General features: G+C 76.1%; 13 protein-coding genes. 5 read left to right on the top strand and 8 right to left on the bottom strand.

The genetic code is table 11. The annotated features are described in order from the left end of the window. Positions 1–193 precede the first annotated feature (193 nt). On the top strand, positions 194–1,402 hold the full coding sequence (locus J5Y05_RS11325; RefSeq protein WP_210871105.1) for a globin domain-containing protein: 1,209 nt from the start codon (positions 194–196) through the stop codon (positions 1,400–1,402). 51 nt (positions 1,403–1,453) lie between these two features. Here the strand turns inward: J5Y05_RS11325 and J5Y05_RS11320 are convergent, their stop codons facing one another. From J5Y05_RS11320 to J5Y05_RS11285, 8 genes are all read right to left on the bottom strand, one after another. After that, positions 1,454–1,927, bottom strand: a complete 474-nt coding sequence (locus J5Y05_RS11320; RefSeq protein WP_210871103.1) for a hemerythrin domain-containing protein — start codon at positions 1,925–1,927, stop codon at positions 1,454–1,456. 48 nt (positions 1,928–1,975) lie between these two features. Then, on the bottom strand, positions 1,976–3,223 hold the full coding sequence (locus J5Y05_RS11315) for an MFS transporter (protein WP_247614435.1): 1,248 nt from the start codon (positions 3,221–3,223) through the stop codon (positions 1,976–1,978). Between the two features lie 317 nt (positions 3,224–3,540). Next, the gene (locus J5Y05_RS11310) at positions 3,541–4,521 is read right to left on the bottom strand and encodes an Acg family FMN-binding oxidoreductase (RefSeq protein ID WP_210871101.1); all 981 of its coding nucleotides are present in this window, start codon (positions 4,519–4,521) and stop codon (positions 3,541–3,543) included. A 115-nt stretch (positions 4,522–4,636) separates the two neighbouring features. Next, positions 4,637–5,083 carry a hypothetical protein gene (locus J5Y05_RS11305; RefSeq protein WP_210871099.1) on the bottom strand — a complete coding sequence of 149 codons (447 nt, stop codon included), beginning with the start codon at positions 5,081–5,083 and terminating at the stop codon, positions 4,637–4,639. Continuing rightward, entirely contained in the window at positions 5,080–7,707 is a 2,628-nt protein-coding gene (locus J5Y05_RS11300) for a multicopper oxidase domain-containing protein (RefSeq protein ID WP_210871097.1), read from the bottom strand. The genes J5Y05_RS11305 and J5Y05_RS11300 overlap by 4 nt, the downstream gene beginning before the upstream one ends. 343 nt (positions 7,708–8,050) lie before the next feature. Beyond that, entirely contained in the window at positions 8,051–9,322 is a 1,272-nt protein-coding gene (locus J5Y05_RS11295; RefSeq protein WP_210871095.1) for a TIGR04053 family radical SAM/SPASM domain-containing protein, read from the bottom strand. A 322-nt stretch (positions 9,323–9,644) separates the two neighbouring features. Beyond that, positions 9,645–10,145 (bottom strand): hypothetical protein, encoded by a 501-nt coding sequence (locus J5Y05_RS11290; RefSeq protein WP_210871093.1) that lies wholly within the window; start codon positions 10,143–10,145, stop codon positions 9,645–9,647. 214 nt (positions 10,146–10,359) lie between these two features. Beyond that, entirely contained in the window at positions 10,360–11,001 is a 642-nt protein-coding gene (locus J5Y05_RS11285) for a hemerythrin domain-containing protein (protein ID WP_210871091.1), read from the bottom strand. A gap of 419 nt (positions 11,002–11,420) precedes the next feature. Between J5Y05_RS11285 and J5Y05_RS11280 the strand changes: the two genes are divergently transcribed. The 4 genes from J5Y05_RS11280 to narI are packed head-to-tail and all read left to right on the top strand — an operon-like array spanning position 11,421 to position 18,262. Further along, on the top strand, positions 11,421–15,113 hold the full coding sequence (locus J5Y05_RS11280; RefSeq protein ID WP_210871090.1) for a nitrate reductase subunit alpha: 3,693 nt from the start codon (positions 11,421–11,423) through the stop codon (positions 15,111–15,113). A 1-nt stretch (position 15,114) separates the two neighbouring features. Further along, positions 15,115–16,668 (top strand): nitrate reductase subunit beta, encoded by a 1,554-nt coding sequence (gene narH, locus J5Y05_RS11275; RefSeq protein ID WP_210871087.1) that lies wholly within the window; start codon positions 15,115–15,117, stop codon positions 16,666–16,668. Further along, a complete protein-coding gene (gene narJ / locus J5Y05_RS11270) occupies positions 16,665–17,477 on the top strand; it encodes a nitrate reductase molybdenum cofactor assembly chaperone (protein WP_210871085.1) in 813 nt (270 codons plus the stop codon). Before narH ends, narJ begins: the two co-directional genes overlap by 4 nt. Beyond that, positions 17,474–18,262: a respiratory nitrate reductase subunit gamma gene (gene narI, locus J5Y05_RS11265; protein ID WP_210871083.1), complete on the top strand. Its 789-nt coding sequence runs from the start codon at positions 17,474–17,476 to the stop codon at positions 18,260–18,262. The genes narJ and narI overlap by 4 nt, the downstream gene beginning before the upstream one ends. Positions 18,263–18,268: the final 6 nt, after the last annotated feature.

Raw genomic sequence — 18,268 nt, 5'->3', positions numbered from 1 at the left:
GCGTTCCGGGGACCTCCGGTCCCGGGGCGCCGCCCGCCGGTGGGGACCAGCGGGCCGACTACGGGGGCCATTGGTCCCCGTTCGCGCTCCCGGGCCCGAAGCCCGCCGGAGCGGGGTCCGCCGGCTGGTAGACAGAATTCGCCGCCGCGCCCGGCACGGCGGCCCGCTACTTCCCCCATCTACGGGAGGCCCCATGCTGTCCGCAGAATCCGCGTCCGTGGTGCGCGCCACCCTGCCCGCGGTGGCCGCCGCGCTCGACGAGATCACCACGCGCTTCTACGGGACGATGTTCCACGACCGGCCCGAACTGCTCGACGGACTGTTCAACCGGGGCAACCAGGCCAGCGGCGCCCAGCGCCGGGCCCTCGCCGGCTCGATCGCCGCGTTCGCCACCGCGCTCCTCGACGACCCGGAGACCCGGCCGGACACGCTGCTGGACCGCATCGCGCACAAGCACGTCTCGGTCGGCGTCACCGACGACCAGTACACGATCGTCCACAAGTACCTGTTCGCCGCCATAGCGGAGGTGCTCGGCGACGCCGTCACGGCGGAGGTGGCGGCGGCCTGGGACGAGGTGTACTGGCTGATGGCGGGCGCGCTGATCGGCCAGGAGGCCCGTCTGTACCACGAGGCGGGGCTGCGGCCGGGCCGCGTCTGGCGGCAGTGGACGGTCGTGGAGCGGCGCCCGGAGGCACCCGACGTGGTGTCGTTCGTGATCCGCCCGGCGGACGGCGAGCCGGCGCCGCGGGCCCGCGCCGGACAGTACGTGAGCGTGAGCATGCGGATGGCGGACGGGGTGCGCCAGGTGCGGCAGTACAGCCTCTCCGGCGACCCGGGCGGCGAACTGCGCCGGATCACCGTGAAGCGGGTCCCCGCCGAGGACGGCGCCCCGGCCGGCGAGGTGTCCAACCTGCTCTACGACGACGTGTGCCGGGGCGACGAACTGACCCTGTCGGCCCCGGCCGGCGACGTGTTCCTCGACGACGACGGCACCCGCCCCGTGGTGCTGGTCTCGGCCGGCATCGGCTGCACGCCCATGACGGGCATCCTGGCCCACCTCGCCGCGTCGGACGCGCGGCGGCCGGTGCTGGTCCTGCACGCCGACCGCTCCCCCGCCGAGCACGCGCTGCGCGCCGAGACGCGGGCGCTGGTGGAGAGGCTGCCGGACGCGCGCGCCGCGTTCTGGTACGAGCGCGGCGGCCCGCAGGAGCCCGAGGCCCGCACCGGGCTGATGGACCTCGCGGACGTCGAACTGCCCGAGGGCGCGACGGTGTTCCTGTGCGGCGCGCTGCCCTTCATGCGGGAGGTCCGCGGCCGGCTCCTGGCGGCCGGGGTGCCCGCGCGCGACATCCGGTACGAGGTCTTCGGCCCGGACCTGTGGCTGCCGGGCGCGGCGGCCTGAGCCGGTACGGGGCGGCCCCCGGGCGCGATGCCCGGGGGCCGTCGTGTGCCGTCAAGCGGCGGGGCCGGACAGGGCGCTGCCGGCGCGGGCGCGGACCGCCTCGACGTCCTCCCACTGGTCGGTGGTGAGACTGGCCAGCGCGGCCGGGAAGACGCCGTCCTGCTCCTTGAGGATGTGCTCGCGCAGGTCGGCGAGGGCCGCCAGCAGCTTGTCGGGCCAGGCCGGGTCCGCCGGGACGCCGCCCTCGGCCTCCCCGAGGACCGCCTCGATCTGGCGGTGCTCCTCCGTCAGCGCGGCGATCTGGACGGGGAAGTCGTCCGCCAGCGCGGGGAACAGTCCCTCTTCCTCGACCCGGGTGTGCGGGCCGAGGACGGCGGCGATGCGCCGGGCCAGTGCCGCCGCGGCGGCGGTGTCGCCCGAGCGGCGGGCGGTGCGGACGCGGCTGATGAGGGCGACCACGGTGTCGTGTTCGCGGGTGAGCTGGTCGATGGAGGTGAGCGACTGGCAGCCGCAGTATTCGCACATCACGCGCTCCGTGATCGGTTCGGGGGGCCGGAGGGGCCCGGCCCCGGGTCAGTTGGCGGCGGCCGGGGCGGCGCGGGTGACCGCGCGGCGGACGCCGGTGCCGGTGAAGGCGAGGGCCGCCGCGGCGACCAGGCCGAGCAGGACCAGGCCGAGGCCGTAGGAGCCGTAGTGGCCGTAGAGCGAGCCCATCAGCAGCGGCGGCAGGAAGCCGCCGAGGCCGCCGGCGGCGCCGACGACGCCGGTGACCGAGCCCACCGAGCCGGCCGGGACCAACAGGGCGACCAGGGCGAACACGGCCCCGCTGCCGGCGCCGAGCGCGGCGGCCATCGACAGGAAGGCGACCGTGCCGGTGGAGGCCAGCGGCGGCGTGGTCGCCTGCGCGAAGGCTCCGGCGAGCACCACGGCGAGGGAGCCGGCCACCACCCGTACCGGGCCGAAGCGGTCCGCGAGCCAGCCGCCCACCGGGCGCATCGCCACCGCGAGGAGGACGAAGCCGGCCATGCGGTCGGCGGCGGCGGCCTGGGAGAGTCCGTAGCCGGTCTTCAGGTAGGTGGGCAGGTAGACGGAGAAGGCGACGTACCCGCCGAAGGCGACCGCGTACAGGGCGGACGCCTGCCAGGTGACGCCGAGGCGCAGGGCGGCGGCCAGGCGGCGGGCCGGCGGCTCGGCCGGCGCGGTGCGCCCGGGGGCGTCCCGCAGCACGAGGGCGGCCAGCACGGCGTAGGCGGCGAGTACCGCGGCGGTCAGCAGGAAGGGGTCGGCCATGCCGTGGGCGTCCACCAGCTTCACCGTGGTCAGGGCGCTGATGGCGGTGCCGCCCATGCCCATGCCGAAGACGCCGAGGGCCAGTCCGCGCCGGGCGGGCGGGAACCAGGCGTTGACGAAGGGCACGCCGACGGCGAAGGCGGTGCCGCCGACGCCGAGGAGGAAACCGCCGGCGAGCAGTCCGGCCGGCGAGGTGTGGCCGAAGAGCCCGAGGTAGAGGACGGGGACGATGGTGACGGCGGAGACGGCGGGGAACATGACCCGGCCGCCGTAGCGGTCGGTGAGCGCGCCGACGGGTATCCGGCCGAGCGATCCGACCACGACGGGCACGGCGACCAGCAGCGACTGCTCGAACGAGGTGAGGTCGAGGGAGTCCTTGAAGCGGGGGCCGAGCGGGCTGAGCAGGGCCCAGGCCCAGAAGTTCACCGCGAAGCCGGCGGTGGCCAGGGCGAGCATCAGCCAGGCCCGTCCGGGGGGCACCGCCTGGGGCGGTGGGCCGCCCTCGCTCCGCGTCGTCGGCTGCTGGGCCATGTCGTCGTCCTCTCCCGGTCCCGGGACCGGCGCACCGGGGCCGCGGGCCTGCTGCCCGCGGGCCGTCGTCCCGTGATCACTGTTCCGCCGGGGCGGGCCCGCCCGCATGGGCCGGGGGGTCCCCGCCGGAGGCCGGAGGGACCCGGCGCACGGGGCCGGCGGTCCCGGTCGTGGCCGGAACCTGGGCCCGGGGACGCGGTCGTGGCACGGATACGGCGCCGCGCCCGGTGCCGTCGGTACGGCACCGGACGCGGCGGGGGCGGACGCCAGGCGGCGGACGCGAGGCAGCGGACGCGAGGCGGCGGACGCGGCCCGGGTCAGCCGCCCGGGACGGCGCGGGGCGTCCGGGCCGTGGCGGCGCGCGGGGTGCGTCCGCCCTCCGGGCCGTAGCCGAAGCGGATGAGGAGCTGGGGGCAGCAGCGGCGGCGCGGCCCGCTCATCGCCGCGCGCAGGTCGGGCCACTCCATCGCCTGGTGCAGCATCGAGGTGCGCACCCCGTGGACGGTGGCGGTGAGCAGGACCCGCTCCAGGGCCTGGCCGGCCCGCAGCCAGTCCCCCAGCCGGTCCCGGGGGGTCCACAACAGGGCGATCTGGACGTGCCGTTCGAAGCGCAGGGCCGGCAGCCGCAGCGGGGTGGCGAAGTCCCGCATCGGCACGTGCCCGGAGCTGTCGCGGGGGCCGAGCGCGGTCACCGGGATGCCGTACGCGGAGTCGGCGCCCGGCGTGGTGAGCCAGGTGCGGGTCTCCGCGGCGCGCTCGGGGTGGGTGGCGTTGCGGGCCTCGGCGGCCTGGGTCAGCCGCAGCAGCCGGCGGGTGCCGATGATGTCGGGGACGTCCAGTTGGGCGCCCTCCGCGCGGGCCGCGCCGATCATGTCGGCGACGACGGGGTCGGGGACGGGGCGGCCGGTGAACGGCATCCGGCTGGTGTGCCGCCGCTCGATGGCGTCGTACAGGCCGGCCACGGGGTCCGGGGCCTCGCCGACGGGGCCGGCCAGTTGCACGGTGGCCAGCAGCGTCGGATCGTCCACCGTCGGCAGCAGCCGGACGACCGGGGTCCAGCCCAGGTGGGCGGCGGCCACGCGGAGGTTGAGGACCGCGGCGCCCACGGAGAGGAACTGGGCCCGCCGCTCGGGGTCGGTGAGCGGCAGGGACCGGTTGCGGTCGACGCGGACCTCCACGGACCGGCTGTCGGGGTCCAGGCGGAACCGCCAGGGCTGCGTGTTGTGGATGGACGGCGCCGCCACGGCCGCGGCCAGCAGGGCCTGGACGGCTGTGGCATCGACTTCGCGGGTCTGCATGGCGGCTCCTTCACACGGCTCGGCCCGTTCCCCCCACCTTCCGCCGTCCGGAAGTACGGGGCGAGGGTTGACCGGCCCCGGGCAAGGGGCCATCCGGCCCCAGGGGAGCGGTGCCTCAGCTCGCGGGCAGGGCGGTGGCGAGCAGGACCACGCCGAGGGAGCCGGTCAGGGAGACCACCGCGAGGGCGCGGGCGAGCGCCGGGCGGCCCCGGGCGTGGGCGAGTCCGTGCCCGGCGGCGGCGAGCATCACCAGGGCGAAGAGGCCGAGTTTGGCGGCGAGGGTGCGCCCGTAGCCGGGCTCGGCGAGGGAGGCCCAGGTGACGCCGCGGTGCCAGGCGAGGGCCCAGCCCGTGGCGAGCTGGGCGGGGAGGAAGACGGTGCCGGTGAGCATCCCGAAGCGGCGCCCGGCCCGCTCGGTGAAGCGGTCCTTGTCGGCGTCGGCGAGCAGATGCCGGGCGAGCGGCAACACGATCAGGGATAGGGCGAGTTGGCCGCCGACCCAGAGGGCGGCGCCGGCCACGTGGACGAAGCGCACCAGCGACCACACTCCGACGGGGTTCACCGCCCGGTCACCTCCACCGTGCCGTGGGCGCCGGACTCAGCGTGCCGCATGTCGTGGTCGACGAAGGAGTAGTGCCCGGCCTCGGGGAAGACGGTCTCGACGAACCCGCCCTGGGCCGGGGCCAGATCGAGCGCCTGGGAGCCGCCGGGGTCACCCGGCCGGAGCAGGTACGCGCCCTCCTTGTACACGGTGTCGAAGACGGTGCCGACGAGGTGGAAGGCGACACCGTCGGCGGGGCCGGCGGCGACCACCCAGAACCGGGCGCGTTCCCCGGCGCGGGCGGTCAGGGGGCGGTGCGCGTACTGGGCGGCGACGCCGTTGAACATCCAGGCGTCCGGGGCGTGTTCGCGCAGTTTCGCCACCTGGGCGGTGCCGCCGGGGGTGCCGAGGTACAGCTCGGAGGAGACGAGGAGGTACTCGCGGTCGGCCTCGGCCAGCCCGGGGGGATCGACGACGACGGCGCCGTACATGCCGTTCGCCAGGTGCTGGAGCATGGGCGCGGTGCTGCAGTGGTAGAGCCAGGCGCCGGCCCGCTCCGCGCGGAAGCGGTACGTCAGCCGCTCTCCGGGGTCCAGGGTCCGCATGGGCCGGTCGGGGGCGAGGGCGCCGGCGTGGAAGTCGATGCCGTGGCCCATGGTGTCGTCGTTGACGAGGGTGATCTCGAAGACGTCGCCGACGCGTCCGCGCAGGGTCGGTCCGGGCGCGGTGCCGCCGAAGGTCCAGCGCTCCTGCACGGTGCCGGGGGCCACCTCGGCGCGGGTGCGCCGGGCGCGCAGCTCGACCCGGTGGACGGTGCCCTCGGGGGCGGGGGCCAGTTCGGCGGCGCGGGGCCGCCAGGTGCCGGAGAAGTCGGCGGAGAGGTCCGGGGTGGTGCCCGCCGTGGTGTGCCCGGTGTGCGCGGAGCCGTCGCCGGAGCCGTCCCCGGACGCGGCGCCGACGGTGATGTCGAGGGTCATGCCGGCGGCCCGGTGGCCGGGCAGCGTGCAGTAGGCGGTGCGGTCGGAGGTGATCCGCCCGAGGTCGAGGGTGCGGCGTCCGCCGGGGGCGAGCAGCGGGGTGGCGGGGCCGCCCTCGACCTTGAGGTCGTGGCGCTGGTCGTCGGCGTTGGTGATCCGCAGCGTCAGCGCCGTGCCCCGGGCGACCTCGACGCGGGCCGGGCGGATGCGCATGTCGCCGAGGGTGACGTCGACGGTGCGGGTGACGGCGGCGGCCCCGGTGCCGGTGCCGGTGGCGAGGTCCGTACCGCCGTTGTCGCCGCCGGAGTTGGCGACGAGGGCGCCGAGCAGGACGAGGGCGGCCCCGGCGGCCGTGCCCCACAGGGCCGGTCGCCGCGCGGCGCGGCGGGCCCGCCCGGCGGGGTCGTCACCGGCCCGGAGGTCGCCGAGCACGGTGCGGGCGGCGCGGACCAGGACGGGGGCGGCGAGGGCGAGGAAGGCGGTGCCGGCCGCGGCGGCCAGCAGGGCGCCGGTCGTGGCGGCGGGCGCGGGCAGCGGCAGGGCGGCGAGCGCCACACCGGTGTTGAGGACCGCCAGCCGCCACGTCCAGCCCCGTTCCAGCACCGCGCGCAGGGCGGCCCGGTCCGCCGGGCCCGCGCCGAGGACGACGGGCAGCAGGTACGTCAGCGCCCCGATGAGCACCTGGCCGACGAACCCGGCGAGGAGCACCGGCACCAGCGCGGCGACCGCGTCCCCCGCCTCGTCCGGCGGCCGGAGGGCGAGCAGCACCAGATCGGCGGCGACGGCGGCGCACAGCCAGGCCACGGAGGCGGCCAGCATCCACACGGCGGCGGGCGAGACGGGCCGCTGCTTGCGCGGCGTGCGGGCGAACAGCCCCACGGCGAGGGCGACTCCGGCCGTGTAGCAGGCGAGGCCCGCCACGGCGGCGGGACGCACCCCGGCCGCGAGGGCGGCGACGGCGACGGGCAGGCCGCAGGCGGTCAGGAGGAACGCCCGGCGGGCCACACGGGCGGTGCGGTCGGCCATGCGGACGCCGAGCACGGTCGGCCAGAGCATGAACAGCGTGCCCAGCACGGGCAGTCCGATCCAGCCGAGCAGCGTGACGTGCAGGTGCGCGAGCCGCAGCCCGGCGTACCGCTGCGGTCCGGCGCCGCCGGTGGCCAGCAGCCAGCCGAGGACCGCGCCGGCGATCAGCGCCACCGCCGCGGCGCGGTAGTACGGGACGACGGGGGCGAGCCGTCCGCCCAGCGCGCCGCGCCCGAGGCGGACCAGCATCACGAGGTGGGCGGTGACGACAGCGACGAGGAGGGCACAGGCGGCGCCGGTCAGCACGGGCACATCGGCCCACACCCCGGCCAGGACGCCGGTGACGGCGGCGGTGAACCCGGCCAGGCGGGCGTCGCTCGCGCGCCGGCCGGGGGGCGGTGCGTGCAGCAGCGCGACGGCGAAGTGCTCGCTCCACACGAGGATCGCGGTGCCGGCGCCGCCCAGCAGGAAGAGGTGGACGGCGAGCCAGCGGGCGACGGGCAGCGTCTGCTGGACACCAGCCGCGAGCAGGGCGAGGAGCAGCCAGAGGGCGATCAGGACGTGGGCGGCGAGGTGCCGGACACGGGAGCCGGAGGCCCGGAAACGCCCGGCCGGCCGCCCCGGGGAGACCCCCAGGGGCACGTGGACAGGGCCGGGGCCAGGGCCGGGCCCCGCGACGGGAACGGGGCCGGTGCCTGGGGCGGGCCCGGCGGGCCCTCGGCCGGAGGCGGGGCCGGGGCCACGCTCCGGCTCGGGGGCCGGGCCGGAGGCGGAGCCGGAAACCGGGCCGGCGCCGGAGGCGGAACCGGAAACCGGGCCGGCGCCGGAGGCGGAACCGGCCCCGGAGCCAGGGCCGGAGGCCGAGTCAGAGCCGCGCCCCGAAGCGGCGTCCGGGCCTGGGCCCGCGACGGGAACGGGACCGGGGGCGGGAACGGGACCAGCGACGGGACCGGGACCGGGACCGGCCCCCGCGGTGGGGCCGGGGTCATCGGGGCTGGTCGGCACGGTGCTCCTGCTCCTCGGGGTGTTCGCGGCCGGCGGCGGCCGGGCCCCCGGCCCTCGCCCCGGACCCGGCGAGCAGCACGGCCAGTTCCCGCTGGTGGGGGAAGGAACCGGGGACGTATCCGCACCAGGGTTCCTCGGCGAACGGGTCGCCCGTCACGCCGTAGGCGCGGGAGCGGGAGCCGCCGCAGACCCGGCGGAACTCGCACCGTCCGCAGCGCCCGCCGAGCCGGTCGGCGTCGCGCAACCCGGTGAACAGGGGCGAGTCGCGGTAGATCTCGGTGAGCGGGGTCTCGCGGACGCTGCCCGCGCTCAGCGGCAGGAAACCGCTGGGGTGGACGTCGCCGGTGTGGGAGACGAAGACGAAGCCCCGCCCGGCGTTGACGTCCAGCGGCGGCCGGCGCACCCGCCGCTCCCCGGCGGTGAGCCCGAGGTCGTCCGCGCGGGCCCGCAACTCCCGGTAGAGCGGGCCGAGTCCGAGGACGGCCACGGGGTCCTCGCCGGTGCCCGCGAGCACGCGGCGCTGGAGGGCGACGCGGCGGAAGTGGTGGGCCTCGGTGGTCTTGGCGGGGACGGTGAGGCCCACGTCGTAGACGAAGTTGAGGACGTCCTCGACCTCGGCGGGGGTCAGCGCGCCGAGGAGGCGTCCCCGGCCGGTCGGCACCAGGAAGAAGGCGCTCCACAGCATCGCCCCGTGGTCGGCGACCAGGCGGACGGTGTCGGGCAGGTCGAGCAGGTTGTGACGGGCGACGGTGGTGTTGATCTGCACCTTGAGGCCGAGTTCGCGGGCGGTGTCCCAGGCGTCGAGGGTCCAGCGGTAGACGCCGGGGACGCCACGGAAGGAGTCGTGGAGGGCGGCGGTGGAGCCGTCGAGGCTGAGCGAGATGCCGGCGGCGCCCGCCGCGTGCACCTCCTCCAGCCGCCGCCGGGTGAGGGTGGGCGTGCCGGAGGGGGAGACGGCGATCCGGACGCCGTTCTCGCGTCCGCAGGCGATGAGGTCGGTCAGGTCGGGCCGCTGGAACGGGTCGCCCCCGGTGATGACGAAGAGCGGGGCGGGCCGGCCGAAGGCGGCGACCTGGCGGATGAGGTCCCGGGCGGCGTCGGTGTCCAGTTCCCGCGGGTCGCGGTCGGGCACGGCCTCGGCGCGGCAGTGGCGGCAGGCCAGCGGGCAGGCCCGGGTGGACTCCCAGATGACGAGGAAGGGCCGCCGGGTCGCGTCGTGCCGCTGGTGGCGGATCACGTGGGGCACGGTCACCGCGGCCTCCTCGCCACACCGGGGCAGGGGTGTCCGGCCGGCCGGGTGCCAGGGCAGGGAACCCGGCCGGCCGGACCGTGACCGGACCGGGCCGTGCGCCGGGGCACCCGTCGCGAGCGACAGCGAGGGGGCCGGCCGGGCGGGCGCTCGGTACGGTCGTTCACGGGATGCCTCCGATACGGACGCGGGCGGCTCGCGCCGTGCCGGGCCGGAGGGCGGCGGCCGGTCGTCGAGTCGGCCGGGGGCGGACGGACCGCCCCGGGGTGGGTGGTGACGCGGTGTCGGACGGGTCGGGTGGCGAGGGGGCCGGCGCGGGCGCCGGTCAGGGGTGTGCGGGCGGGGTGCGCAGGGCCCGGGACGTGGCGACCAGGGCGGTGCCGAGGCCGGTGAGGGCGGTGCCCACTCCGGCGACCAGGGTGGTGATCTGCCACGCCTGGTAGGCGGAGAGCAGCGAGGCGCGCAGGGACTCGCCGGTGAAGGCGGTCTGGCGCAGTGCCGTCAGTTCCTCGTCGTCGCCGCCGGCCTTGTGCAGTTCGGCGGTGATCTCGGCGTAGCTGCGGCCGGCGGTGGTGCGGGTGAGGTTGCCCTTGATGTACCGGGCGTAGGCACGGGCCTCGTCGCCGGTGGCCACGGTGCGGCCGGCGTAGGGCATGAGGTCGGCGGGGAGTCCGTCGTCGGGGAAGGTGATCCGCTGGGCGGCGAGTTCGCCGCGGATCTCCTTGCGGCCGTCGGCGGCGCGCAGCAGCATCACGGGCCCGGCGAGGGCGAGGGCGGTCCCGGTCACCGTGAGGAGGGCGCCGGTCCGGGGGTGCGGTGGGTTCATGGCGGGGTCTCTGCTTCCTTCGGCTACGGGGCCGCGGGGTGCGCGGCCGGTCAGGGTGGCTCGGCGGTGCGAGGTGGCCGGTCCGGGGCGGGTGGCCGGGGTGGTGCGGCCGTACGAGGGGCGTGCCGCCCGGAGCGCGCCTACCGGGAGGCGGCCCGGGGGCCCCGGGTGGCCCGCGCCGTACGAGCGGCGCGTGCCGCCGGGGGCCGTCCGGCTACGATCCGCCGGACTCCTCCGCCCCGCCGCACGCCCCCGCGCCACCGCACCCGCAGCTCCCGTCGCACCCGCCGTCCGCCTCCCCGGTCTCACCGGTCTCACCGGTCTCCCCCGTCTCCGCGCTCTCCGGGGCCGGATGCGGGCCCGTCACCGGTGGTCCGGTGGCCAGTCGCCGGTCGAGGTCGGCGTGGAGGACGGAGAGGCGGATGCCGGGGGCCATGGCGAGCAGGGGCAGGACGAGGCCGGTCTCCTTGGCGAGGTGTTCCTCCAGGAGCACCTGGAGCGCGCGGGCGTCGGCGATCGCGCCCGCCGGGTCGGCGGAGCGCAGCGCGCCGACGAGCGAGGTCAGACAGGCGTGTTCGGCGATCAGGCTGTCGATCAGCAGCCGGGCCTCGGGCAGGGCGCGGGCGGCGGGGTAGAGGACGGCCTCGGCGGCGGAGAGGTGCGGCAGGATCGCGCGGTCGCAGAAGGCGAGCAGGCCCCGGTGTATGCGCCGGCCCGCCACCGGGTCGCGGCCCGCCCCGGTGAGCAGCAGTGTCACCCGCGCCGTCAACTCCCCCACCAGGCGGGCGTGGTGCGCCTCGGCGGCCCGGAGGGCGGCGGCGTCCTCCGGCGTCGAGGCGAGGGTGAGGGTGTCCATGGGAGCCTCCAGCAGGTCGGTCCGGCGCCGGCGCCCGACGCGGGCGGGGAACGGCTCGTCCGCCGGGTCGTCAGGGGCCGGCCGGGGGCCGGTTCCGGGGAGCGGATTGACCGCGCCCGGCCGCGGTGGGCGGCGGCCGGACGCGGGACCGGACCGGTTGACGCGTGCCGTACGCCGTCACGTCGCCGGGGCCAGGGACGGGGGAATGACCTGGTCCGGCCCGTGCCGTCGTCGCGGTGGGCGTCAGCGGTTCGATCAGTGCCAGCATGCACCGCCGAGCCCGCCGGACTCGCGGCCGATCGGCCCTGCCAAGAGGGCCGTTGGTCCCTGGACTACGGGCGCGCGATGGGCCGGACTCCGGCCGGGCGGGGCCCGGCGGCCCCGGGGCGGCGCGGCGGGTGCCGCCTACCGTTTCGACCATGGGAAACGAGCGCAACGGGCCCCGGCGCCCGGCCGTCGCGGAGGGGTGGCCCCTCGCCGCCCGCAGGCTGCTGACGCGCCGTGAGGTGTCGGCCGACGGACGGGCCGTCTTCGGCGCCGGCGGCACCGAGTGGGAGGGCTTCTACCGCGACCGCTGGTCGCACGACAAGGTGGTGCGCTCGACCCACGGGGTGAACTGCACCGGTTCCTGCTCGTGGATGGTGTACGTCAAGGACGGCATCATCACCTGGGAGCACCAGGCCACCGACTATCCGTCGATCGGCGCGGACTGCCCCGAGTACGAGCCGCGCGGCTGCCCGCGCGGGGCGTCGTTCTCCTGGTACACCTACTCCCCGAGCCGCGTCCGCTACCCCTATGTGCGGGGCGTGCTGCTGGAGATGTGGCGGGAGGCGCGGGAGCGGCTGGGCGATCCGGTGGCGGCCTGGGCCGAGATCACCGGCGATCCGGAGAAGGCGCGGAGGTACAAGCGGGCCCGCGGCAAGGGCGGTCTGGTGCGGGCCGACTGGGACGAGGTGGCGGAGCTGGTGGCCGCCGCGCACGTGCACACGGTCAAGGAGTACGGTCCGGACCGGGTCGCCGGGTTCTCCCCGATCCCGGCGATGTCGATGGCGTCGTTCGCGGCCGGGGCCCGGTTCATGTCGCTGATCGGCGGCACCCTGCTCTCGTTCTACGACTGGTACGCGGACCTGCCGGTGGCCTCGCCGCAGGTCTTCGGCGACCAGACGGACGTGCCGGAGGCGGCCGACTGGTGGAACGCGGGCTACCTGATCATGTGGGGTTCCAACATCCCGGTGACCCGGACGCCGGACGCCCACTTCCTCACGGAGACCCGTTACAACGGCACCAAGGTCGTCGCGGTCGCCCCGGACTACGCGGACAACGTGAAGCACGCCGACGAGTGGCTCGCCCCGCACCCGGGCACCGACGGGGCGCTGGCGATGGCCATGGGGCACGTGATCCTGCGCGAGTTCCTGGTCGACCGAGAGGTGCCGTACTTCCGGGACTACCTGCGGTCCTTCACCGACGCCCCGTTCCTGGTGTCGCTGCGCGAGCATCCTCGGGGGCTGGTCCCGGACGGTTTCCTGACCGCCGCCGACCTGGGCCGCAAGGAGGAGCACGCGGAGTTCAAGACGGTGCTGCTGGACGCGGCCACCGGTGAGCCGGTCGTGCCCAACGGTTCGCTGGGCTTTCGCTGGGGCCCGTCCGGGCAGGGCCGCTGGAACCTGGACCTGGACGGGGTGGTGCCCGAACTGAGCCTGCTGGAGCGGGCGGAGGCGACCGTCGAGGTGGCGCTGCCGCGGTTCGACGAGGGCGCCACCGAGGGAGGTTCGGTCCTGGTGCGCGGGGTGCCCGTGCGCCGGGTCGGCGGCCGGCTGGTGACGACCGTCTTCGACCTGATGCTCGCCCAGTACGGGGTGTCGAGGCCGGGCCTGCCGGGCTCCTGGCCCACCTCGTACGAGGACGCGGACCAGCCGTACACGCCGGCCTGGCAGGAGACGGTCACGTCGGTGCCGGCCGCGCAGGCGGCGCGGATCGCGCGGGAGTTCGCCCGCAACGCCGAGCGGACCCGCGGCCGTTCGATGATCGCCATGGGGGCGGGGACGAACCACTGGTTCCACTCCGACACCATCTACCGGGCGTTCCTCGCGCTGACCACGATGACCGGCTGCCAGGGTGTCAACGGCGGCGGCTGGGCGCACTACGTGGGGCAGGAGAAGGTCCGTCCGCTCACCGGGTTGCAGCATCTGGCGTTCGCCTTCGACTGGCAGCGTCCCACCCGGCACATGGCGGGCACCTCGTACTGGTACCTCAACACCGACCAGTGGCGCTACGAGGCGTTCGGGCCCGACGAGCTGGCCTCCCCGCTGGGCGAGGGACGGTTCCGGGGGCAGGCGTTCGCGGACTGTCTGGCGCAGGCGGTGCGGCTGGGCTGGACGCCGGGCCATCCCGGGTTCGGCCGCAATCCGCTGGACCTCGCGGACGAGGCCGCCGCGGCGGGCAGGCCCGTCGCCGAGCACGTGGTGGACGAACTGAAGGCGGGGCGGCTGCGGTTCGCGGCCGAGGACCCGGACGACCCGGCCAACTTCCCGCGGGTGCTGACCGTGTGGCGGGCCAACCTGCTCGGCTCCTCCGGCAAGGGCAGCGAGTACTTCCTGCGGCACCTGCTCGGCACCGACCACGCGGTGCGCGGCGGCGAGACCCCGCCCGGAGCCCGTCCCGAGGAGGTGGTGTGGCGGGAGGAGGCGCCCGAGGGCAAGCTCGACCTGCTGGTCGCGATGGACTTCCGGATGACGTCGACCGGGCTGATGGCCGACGTGGTGCTGCCCGCGGCGACCTGGTACGAGAAGGACGACCTGTCCAGCACGGACATGCACCCGTTCGTGCACGCCTTCACCCCGGCGATCGCGCCGCCCTGGCAGTCCCGTACCGACTACGACACGTTCCTGACCCTCGCCGACCGGTTCAGCGAGCTGGCGGCGACGCACCTGGGCACCCGTACCGACGTGCTCGCGGTGCCGCTCCAGCACGACACCCCGGACGAACTCGCCCAGCCGGGCGGCGTGGTGCGGGACTGGCGGCACGGCGAGTGCGAGCCGGTCCCGGGCCGCACCATGCCCCGGCTGGTCACCGTCGAGCGGGACTACGGTGCCGTCGCCGAGAAGATGCGCGCCGTCGGCCCGCTGCTGGACAGCCTGGGCACGACCACCAAGGGCGTGACCGTCGACCCGGGGCCGGAGCTGGAGGAGCTGCGCCGCCGCTGCGGCACGGTCCGCGAGGGCGTCGCGGCGGGCCGGCCCTCGCTCGCCACCGCCTCCGACCTGTGCGAGGCGATCCTCGCCCTGTCCGGCACCACCAACGGGCGGCTGGCCACCGAGGGGTTCCGGGTGCTGGAGCGGCGGACCGGCGCCTCGGGCCTGGCGGAGCTGGCCTCCGAGCGGGTGGCCGAGCGCATCACGTTCGCCGACACCCGCGCCCAGCCCCGCCCGGTCATCACCTCGTACGAGTGGTCGGGTTCGGAGACCGGCGGGCGCCGCTACTCGCCGTTCGTCATCAACGTGGAGCACCGCAAGCCCTGGCACACCCTCACCGGCCGCCAGCACTTCTTCGTCGACCACGACTGGCTGGCCGAACTCGGCGAGCACCTGCCGGTCTACCGGCCGCCGCTGGACGCCCGCCGCCACTACGGCGACGAGGAACTGCGCGACGGACCGGCGGAGGTGACGGTGCGTTACCTCACACCGCACTCCAAGTGGTCGATCCACTCCGAGTACCAGGACAACGCGTACATGCTGGCGCTCTCCCGGGGCGGGCCGGTGATCTGGATGTCGACGGCGGACGCGGAGAAGATCGGCGCCGCGGACAACGACTGGATCGAGGCGTACAACCGCAACGGCGTGGTCACCGCCCGCGCCGTGGTCACCCACCGCATGCCCGAGGGCACCGTGTACATGTACCACGCCAAGGACCGCACGGTGAACGTGCCGAAGACCGAGGTCGGCGGCAAACGCGGCGGCATCCACAACTCGCTCACCCGGCTGCTGCTCAAGCCGACCCATCTCGCGGGCGGCTACGCCCAGTTCACGTACGCCTTCAACTACTACGGACCCACCGGCAACCAGCGTGACGAGGTCACCGTGATCCGCCGCCGCTCGCAGGACGTGGAGTACTGACATGCCGGACGCCGAAGCCCCCGTGGGCCGTGTGATGGCACAGATCGCCATGGTGATGAACCTGGACAAGTGCATCGGCTGTCACACCTGCTCGGTCACCTGCAAGCAGACGTGGACCAACCGGACGGGCGTGGAGTACGCCTGGTTCAACAACGTCGAGACCAAGCCCGGCATCGGCTACCCGCGCCGCCACGAGGACCAGGAGCGGTGGAAGGGCGGCTGGGCGCTGGACCGGCGGGGCCGGCTGGTGCTGCGCTCGGGGGGCCGGGTGCGGCGGCTGCTGTCGCTCTTCTCCAACCCGGACCTGCCGGGCATCGAGGACTACTACGAGCCGGTGACCTACGACTACGACACCCTGCTCTCCGCCCCGGCCGGCAACGACGTCCCGGTGGCCCGGCCGCGCTCGGCGCTGACCGGCGAGCCGACCGCCGTCACCTGGGGCGCGAACTGGGAGGACGGTCTCGGCGGCGCCCCCGAGCACGCCGGCGGCGACCCGAACCTCGGCGGGGCGTGGGCGGAGCGGGTCCGGTTCGAGTTCGAGCAGACCTTCCTCTTCCACCTGCCCCGCCTGTGCGAGCACTGCCTCAACCCGGCGTGCGTGTCGGCGTGCCCCTCGGGCGCCCTGTACAAGCGGGTCGAGGACGGCATCGTCCTGGTCGACCAGGACCGCTGCCGCGGCTGGCGGATGTGCGTCACCGCCTGCCCGTACAAGAAGGTGTACGTCAACCACGCCACCGGCAAGGCGGAGAAGTGCACCTTCTGCTTCCCTCGCATCGAGGCCGGACAGCCCACGGTCTGCTCCGAGACGTGCGTGGGCCGCCTGCGCTACCTGGGCCTGCTGCTCTACGACGCCGACCGGGTCGGCGAGGCCGCGGCGACACCCGGCGAACAGGACCTGCTGGAGGCGCAGCGCGGTGTCTTCCTCGACCCGTCCGACCCCCGGGTGATCGCGGCGGCCCGGCGCTCCGGCATCCCCGAGGACTGGCTGGAGGCCGCCCGCCGCTCCCCCGTGTACGACCTGGTGATGCGCCACCGGGTGGCGCTGCCGCTGCATCCGGAGTACCGGACCCTGCCGATGGTCTGGTACGTGCCGCCGCTCTCCCCCGTGCTGGACGCCGTCGACGCGGCCGGCGGCGACCAGGACGACCCCGACCACGTCTTCGCCGCCGTGACCCGGCTGCGCATCCCGCTGGAGTACCTGGCGAGCCTCTTCACCGCCGGGGACACCGACGTGGTCGGCGGGGTCCTGATGAAGCTGACCGCGCTGCGCTCGTACATGCGCGCCGCCGCCCTCGGCGAGGCGGGCGGCGAACAGGAGGCGGCCCTGCGGGCGGTGGGGCTGACCCCGTCCGGCGCCGAGGAGCTGCACCGGCTGCTCGCGGTCGCCAAGTACGCCGACCGCTATGTGGTGCCGGCCGCGCACCGCGAGGACGCGGCGGCGCTGAGCGCCCTGGAGAACCGGTGCCCCGTGGAGGGCGCCGGAGAGCCGGCCGGGCGCACGGTCTCGCTCGGCATCCCGACCCTGCGCCGCACCCCCTCGGAAGGACCCGCATGAGCCCCCTGCCCGCCACCATCCCGGCCATCGTCCGCACCCGCGTCCGCGCGGCCGTGCGGCGCCGTGCGCCGCTGACGCCCGAGGAGCGGGAGGAGCGGGCGCTGCTGCTGCGGCTGCTGTCGCTGCTGCTCCAGTACCCGGACGGCGAGCTGATGGCGGAGCGGCACCGTCTGGCGTCCGCGGTGGCCGGGCTGCCGTCGTCCCCGGCCGCCGCCGAACTGGCCGCGTTCACCGCCTGGTTCACCGCCCAGGAGGGGGACGCGGCGGCCCGCCACTACGTCGAGGTGTTCGACCTGCGCCGCCGGAGCAGCCTGTACCTCACCTACTATCTGCACGGGGACACCCGGCGCCGGGGCATGGCCCTGCTGACCCTGGCCCAGACGTACCGGGCGGCCGGCTGGGAGGCGGACGGCGGGGAGTTGCCGGACCACCTGCCGGTGGTGCTGGAGTTCGCCGCGCTGGCCGGTCCGGGCGCGGGAGAGGCCCCGCTGCGCCGCCACCGCCGGGGGCTGGAGCTGATCCACCGGGCACTGTCCGACACGGGTTCCCCGTACCGGCACGTGCTGTCGGCGCTGCTGACCCTGCTGCCGGCGGCGACGCGGGCGGACCGGGAGGCCGTGGCGAAGCTGGCCGCCGAGGGCCCGCCCGGCGAGGAGGTGGGGCTCGACCCGTACGGCGCCCCCGGGGCCGACGCGGCTTACGGGGCCGGGGAGTTCGCCCCGCCGGGGGCGTTCGTGCCGCCGGTCGCGGCGCCGCCGACGCGGGTGCCGGGCCAGGCGCCGGGCACGGCGGGGGGCGGACGTCCATGAGCGCCGATCCGGCCGCCTGGCCGAGCGCCGCCCCCGTGAGCGGTACGGAGCTGCTGCTGTGGGTGGCGGTGCCGTACGCCTGCCTCGCGGTGTTCGTGGTGGGGCACGTGTGGCGTTACCGCCAGGACCAGTTCGGCTGGACCTCGCGCACCAGCCAGCTCCTGGAGCACCGCGCGCTGCGCTGGGGCAGCCCCCTGTTCCACCTGGGCGCCTTCATGGTGATCGCGGGCCATGTCGTGGGGCTCGCCGTGCCGGCCTCCTGGACGCGGGCCGTGGGCATCGACGAGCACACCTACCACACGACGGCGGTGTGGGCCGGTTCGGTGGCCGGGGTGGCCATGGTGACCGGGCTGGGGATGCTGTGCGCCCGGCGGCTGCTCTCCCGCCGGGTGCGGCTGGGCACGGACCGCAGCGACAAGCTGCTGTTCCCGCTGCTGTCGGCGACCGTGCTGCTCGGCATCACGGCGACCGCCGCGCACAACGTGTTCGGCGACGGCTACGACTACCGGGACACCGTCTCCGTCTGGTTCCGGGGGCTGTTCGCGCTCCAGCCGCGGCCGGAGGCGATCGCCGGGGCGCCGCTGCTGTTCCGGCTGCACGCGCTCAGCGCCTGCCTGCTCTTCGCCGCCTGGCCGTTCACGCGGCTGGTGCACGTGTGGAGCGCGCCGGTCGGCTACCTGTTCCGGCCGTATCTGGTCTACCGGCGGCGCGGCCCCGCCCCCGCGGCCCCGCCGGTGGGGCCCGGTGCCCGTACCCGGCGCGCGTCGTCCCGGCGGCCGGTGTGAGCGGGC

The organism is Streptomyces tagetis (genome assembly GCF_018069565.1).
GTDB classification, from domain to species: domain Bacteria; phylum Actinomycetota; class Actinomycetes; order Streptomycetales; family Streptomycetaceae; genus Streptomyces; species Streptomyces tagetis.
This window is presented reverse-complemented; position numbering and strand designations above follow the sequence as displayed.